Origin of the sequence: Nostoc cf. edaphicum LEGE 07299 (assembly GCF_015207245.1) — a bacterium.
GTDB lineage: Bacteria > Cyanobacteriota > Cyanobacteriia > Cyanobacteriales > Nostocaceae > Nostoc > Nostoc edaphicum_B.
Genome location: NZ_JADEXF010000379.1, coordinates 1 through 4,927, shown reverse-complemented (window position 1 = coordinate 4,927; position 4,927 = coordinate 1). Strand labels below are relative to the sequence as shown.

Below are 4,927 nucleotides of genomic sequence, written 5' to 3'. Positions count from 1 at the left end.
CCTCTGCGTTTCCCTCCGCGTCCCTCTGCGTTTAAAAAAAGATGACTCAACCAATTCCACCCATCACCCTACCACCGCCCGAAAACCCCCTACTCGAAGGTGAATGGTTACGAGAACGCTTACAACGGTGGCTAGATACAGAATTTATCCCCGAAGCAGTCAACCAAAATATTGCTCAACGAGCCGCACAGATTTTTGTGCGTCAACGGATGGAAGGAGAAAATGACCTTGGTTCTCTAGTAATTGCCATTGTCACAGAGATGCAGTCCTATGATTTTTCCAATAGCTTCTACGGAGAGTTTGCGATCGCCAACGCCGTCAGCGATCTACTCTTAGAAAGTCTGGGAATTGATAAGTGTTGTGGTCAATAATATTTTGTCATTTGTCATTTGTCCTTTGTCATTTGTTCTTTACCAATGACTAATGACTAATGACTAATGACTCTTGACTACCAACTAGACTTAACAACTCCAGGTAAAAGACCTTCATGCGCCCATTCTCGTAGTACGTTCCGAGACAACCCAAAATCGCGGTAAACTCCTCTAGAACGACCAGTCAACCAACAACGGTTGCGGTGGCGGGTGGGCGCACTATTCCGGGGTAGCTGTTGAATTTTCCGGTGGATTTCCAGCTTATCCAAAGGAGATGCTGCACTTCTGAACTCTTCTAAGAGAGCTTCTCGCTTGTCAGCATACTTTTCGATCAACTTGGTGCGCTTTTTCTCGCGCTCAATCAAGCTCTTTTTTGCCATAAATTCTGTAACTTATTTTAAGACACCGTTTTCCATTCTACAGTCTCTCCATCAATTCTGGGGTTACTTGTGTCGCTTACCCTACAACCACTGGTTTATTTGCAGCAGGACATAAATCGGCAAGCTCGCAAGCAACGCAGACGGGAGAGCGGGCTTTACAAATAGCACGACCGTGATAAATCAGCCGAATTGACCAATTTTCCCAATCAGGCTGAGGCAACAAACCCATTAAATCTTGCTCAATCCGAACGGGGTCTTTTGCTTCAGTTAAACCCAAACGATCGCTGAGGCGCTTAACGTGAGTATCTACCGTCACGCCAACATTAATGCCATAAGCATGAGCCAAGACTACATTTGCTGTTTTGCGCGCCACACCTGGAAGCTTTAATAATTGCTCCATTTGGTTGGGGACAACAGAGTTAAACTCAGTGACAATCATCCGACACGCGGCTTGAATGTTCTTGGCTTTGTTGCGATAAAACCCAGTTGAACGCACCAAAGTTTCTAATTCTACCAAGTCAGCGATCGCTAGACTCTCAGCATCAGGAAACTTATCAAATAAAGCTGGTGTTACCTTATTCACCCGCTCATCAGTACACTGAGCAGAGAGAATCGTTGCCACCAACAGTTGTACTGGTGTTGAGTAGTTCAAAGAGCAAGTCGCATCTGGATAAAGACGCTTCAGACGAGCTAAAATTTCTAGCGATCGTTGCTTTTTAGATAACGATTTGCGGGTAGTAACGCTCACTGGAATAATTTTTGTACCCATTCCAATTGGCTAGTTAATTGGGTAGTTTCTTTGACGATCAGAAAAATTCCTAACCCTAAGAGTAACACCAAACCAGTTTGCATTACACCTTCTTGAATCCGAGAGGGTACAGGCTTACCGCGTAAACCTTCAATCAGCAGAAAAGCTAGTTGTCCGCCATCCAAGGCTGGTAAAGGCAAAATATTGATAATAGCTAAGTTAATGCTGATAATTGCCGCAAAAGACAACAAGTTTACGCTATTATCATCAGCTAATTTTGCACCTATTTTGACAATGTTAACTGGCCCAGAAACTTGTCCAGCAGTTTGTTGAAAGTTGGTAATTAACTGTCCAAAACCGCTGAGTGTCCCAACAAATAATTGTTGAAATCTATTAGCAGCAAGACCGAAAATTTCAAAAGGACTATTAGGACGGCGATAAACTGCTGTAGCATTTGGACTAAGTGCCACGCCAACTACACCTTTGCCATCGGCTCCCAGTTTTGGCGTTAATTTCAGGGTTTGTTGTTGTTTTTCACGCAGAATTTTCAGTTCGATTTGCTGATTGGGATGAGTTTGAATTTCTTTAGTCAGCAAAGGAGTTGATTTATCAGAAGCCGGGAGTTCTTGACCGTTAACAGCCAGAATAATATCTCCTTCCCGAATTCCTGCTTGATAGGCAACAGATTCTTGATTAACAGGCTGTACAACGACACCAGCTTGATAGTTTAATTCCTTGGGAATGCCGACAATACCCAATTGCAGAACCAACACCAAGTAGGCAAATATTAAATTTGCGATTACTCCGGCACTGATAACGATCGCTCGGTCTAAAACTGGACGGTTACGCAGCAGATTTGGGTCATTGGGTGGAACATCGCTATCGGGGTCATCATCGGGAAAGCCGACAAAGCCGCCCAAGGGAAAGGCACGGACAGCATATTCGGTTTGCGAACCTTGGTACTTTAAAAGAACTGGGCCAAAACCCAAAGAAAAGCGGTTAACGAGAATGCCTTGAGAACGGGCTGCAACAAAATGTCCCAACTCGTGTACCAAGATCAAAACAGCCAAGACTGCGATCGCTGCTAAAACTGACATAGAGTAAATTGCGAAGATATTAAGCTATAGTTATCTCCATTCTAATTGGGCATTGGGCATTGGGTATTGGGTATTGGGTATTAGTCATTGGGCATTGGGTATTAGTCATTGGTCATTGGTCATTGGTCATTGGTCATTGGTCATTGGTCATTGGTCATTGGTCATTAGTTTTTAACAAAGGACAAAGGACAAATGACTAATGACAAATTATAAAATTTCACGCCCCAAGTAAGGTTGCACCGCTTCTGGTATTCTTACTGTCCCATCAGGTTGTTGATAATTCTCCAAAATTGCTGCCATCGTCCTTCCTACCGCCAAACCCGAACCATTGAGAGTGTGTACGAACTGAGTACCTTTCTTCCCCGCCTCTTTGAAACGAATATCAGCCCGTCGTGCCTGGAAATCTATAGTATTGGAACAGCTAGAAATTTCGCGATATTTGCCAGAAGAGGGCAACCAAACTTCTAAATCATAAGTTTTGGTAGAGGCAAATCCCAAATCTCCAGTACTTAAATTTACTACTCGGTAAGGCAACCGCAAGGCCTGTAAAATTGCTTCTGCATTCCCTACCAATTTCTCCAGTTCATCAAAAGACGTACTGGGTTCGACAAACTTCACCATTTCCACCTTGTTAAATTGATGTAGGCGAATTAATCCCCGCATATCGCGCCCATAACTACCAGCTTCGCGGCGAAAACAGGGGGTAAAGGCACAGTGGTAAATAGGCAAATCTTCAGCAGCGAGAATTTCACCCCGATAGAGATTTGTAACTGGAACTTCAGCTGTCGGAATCAGCCATAAGTCATCATCAGCGCATTTAAAGCTTTCTTCCGCAAACTTGGGTAACTGACCGGTCGCTGTCAAAGACTCGGTATTCACTAACAGCGGCGGACTGACTTCTACATACCCAGCTTGAGTATGAAGAGTCAGCATAAATTGAATTAATGCCCTTTCCAATGCCGCACCAGCGCCTATTAATGTCACAAAGCGACTTTGGGCAACTTTTACAGCTCGTTCAACATTGAGAATACCCAGCTTTTCGCCAATTTCCCAGTGAGGCAGAATATTCGGATTTTGGGGAATGTACTCATCACCCCAACGCCGCACTTCTACGTTATCTTCCTCATTCTTTCCAAGGGGTGTAGAGTCGCTTGGCAGGTTGGGAAGTGCCAACACAAGTTGAGCAATTTCAGCTTTGAGGTCTTTTTCTTGGGGTTCCAGTTGACTCAACGTAGCTTTGACAGAGTTACCTTCATCCCGTAAAGCTTGAATTTCTGCGTCTTGAGGATTAATCCCAGATTTAATCTTCTGACCGACAATTTTACCAATTTCGTTGCTACGGGCTTGGAGTTGACTACGCGTCCCCTCAAGTTCCCGTTGTTGCCGATCTAACAGTAATATCGGTTCGATGTCGTATTTACCACTACGACTATTCAATCGTTCTTGAACTAATTGCGGATTTTCCCGTATTTGCTTGATATCCAGCACAGATTTTTCTCAGTTTTTAGCCTATTATCTACCTGCCAACACATCAGCATATACTGATTTTGGCTTTGTATGAGCAGAAAAGCAACCATTTAAATTTTTCTAGCCTTCCCTGTCAATCTTGTCAGGGCTAGAAAAATTTAAAATCCAAAGTTTGATATTAATCTTCCGATTTTCTCGATTCTTGAGTGTTTGCAGGTGACGGTAGCCAGTAGGCAAGTACGCCTGATAAACCACTCCAGTAGACTGCTTGGTTTTGGCTATTATCGCGTTCCATAAAGATTAGGGAACTACATAATCCAATCATCAATGTGCTAAAAAGTACTTGTATACCAAACTTCCAGATTTCTAGTTTTTTCATAGTGTAAGACCTCCAATAAAAATTAATTCACCCTTATAACGGTTCTAATATCACTCTTTAGATGGGTGCCAATATTAAGTAACTGGTATTAGTCTTCATACTGTACTTTGATAATTTCGGAAAAGTACAATCAATACATTTGAATTATTGCCATACAACCTTTGAAAAGAGGAGAAAAGAAGTCAAAAGAATTGCTGATTTTTGACTATTACCTTTTCTTCTGACTCCCTTTTCTAAGGTCGGTTAATGCGATTGAGTAACCAAAGTGACGCCACCAGCCCTGCAAAGTGAGCTGAGACGGTGTTAGTATTTGCCTGTACTACAAGCATATCTAGACCGCTAATAATCCGGGTAGGGTCAAAAAATTGGGTAGTTATCGCTTGTGGAGATATGGAGCGTGCTACCAGTGTGCCAACGATCGCTTGCGCTCCCAAAAGAGTCACTAGCGTTCCTCCTAAATTCACCCACACCCCTAAGCGTAATAC

8 protein-coding genes are annotated in these 4,927 nt (G+C 43.1%); 2 read left to right on the top strand and 6 right to left on the bottom strand.

All coding sequences use genetic code 11. The annotated features are described in order from the left end of the window. Positions 1-41 precede the first annotated feature (41 nt). Entirely contained in the window at positions 42-371 is a 330-nt protein-coding gene (locus tag IQ229_RS13010; protein ID WP_012410384.1) for a hypothetical protein, read from the top strand. Positions 372-448: 77 nt separating this feature from the next. Here IQ229_RS13010 and rpsN read toward each other — a convergent pair whose 3' ends face one another. The 3 genes from rpsN to rseP form a co-directional block, all read right to left on the bottom strand. Next, positions 449-751 carry a 30S ribosomal protein S14 gene (gene rpsN, locus IQ229_RS13005; RefSeq protein ID WP_104909185.1) on the bottom strand — a complete coding sequence of 101 codons (303 nt, stop codon included), beginning with the start codon at positions 749-751 and terminating at the stop codon, positions 449-451. Positions 752-827: 76 nt separating this feature from the next. Beyond that, the gene (gene nth, locus IQ229_RS13000; RefSeq protein WP_194044287.1) at positions 828-1,520 is read right to left on the bottom strand and encodes an endonuclease III; all 693 of its coding nucleotides are present in this window, start codon (positions 1,518-1,520) and stop codon (positions 828-830) included. Then, positions 1,496-2,596 carry an RIP metalloprotease RseP gene (rseP, locus tag IQ229_RS12995; protein WP_194044286.1) on the bottom strand — a complete coding sequence of 367 codons (1,101 nt, stop codon included), beginning with the start codon at positions 2,594-2,596 and terminating at the stop codon, positions 1,496-1,498. The genes nth and rseP overlap by 25 nt, the downstream gene beginning before the upstream one ends. Positions 2,597-2,655: 59 nt before the next feature. On the opposite strand from rseP, the gene IQ229_RS12990 reads away from it, so the two are divergent. Further along, positions 2,656-2,796 (top strand): hypothetical protein, encoded by a 141-nt coding sequence (locus IQ229_RS12990; protein WP_194044279.1) that lies wholly within the window; start codon positions 2,656-2,658, stop codon positions 2,794-2,796. Positions 2,797-2,803: 7 nt separating this feature from the next. On the opposite strand, the gene serS is transcribed toward IQ229_RS12990, so the two are convergent. The 3 genes from serS to IQ229_RS12975 form a co-directional block, all read right to left on the bottom strand. Further along, complete coding sequence (gene serS / locus IQ229_RS12985) at positions 2,804-4,084, bottom strand: serine--tRNA ligase (protein ID WP_194044277.1); 1,281 nt, start codon at positions 4,082-4,084, stop codon at positions 2,804-2,806. 157 nt (positions 4,085-4,241) lie between these two features. Beyond that, positions 4,242-4,442: a hypothetical protein gene (locus IQ229_RS12980; protein WP_194044275.1), complete on the bottom strand. Its 201-nt coding sequence runs from the start codon at positions 4,440-4,442 to the stop codon at positions 4,242-4,244. 233 nt (positions 4,443-4,675) lie between these two features. Then, on the bottom strand, positions 4,676-4,927 hold a 252-nt coding region (locus IQ229_RS12975; RefSeq protein ID WP_194044273.1), incomplete at its 5' end, for a DUF3611 family protein.

Coding starts and splice junctions, on each gene's coding strand:
- rpsN (WP_104909185.1), bottom strand. CDS start 751: ATGGCAAAAAAGAGCTTGATTGAGCGCGAGAAAAAGCGCACCAAGTTG.
- IQ229_RS13010 (WP_012410384.1), top strand. CDS start 42: ATGACTCAACCAATTCCACCCATCACCCTACCACCGCCCGAAAACCCC.
- rseP (WP_194044286.1), bottom strand. CDS start 2,596: ATGTCAGTTTTAGCAGCGATCGCAGTCTTGGCTGTTTTGATCTTGGTA.
- nth (WP_194044287.1), bottom strand. CDS start 1,520: ATGGGTACAAAAATTATTCCAGTGAGCGTTACTACCCGCAAATCGTTA.
- IQ229_RS12980 (WP_194044275.1), bottom strand. CDS start 4,442: ATGAAAAAACTAGAAATCTGGAAGTTTGGTATACAAGTACTTTTTAGC.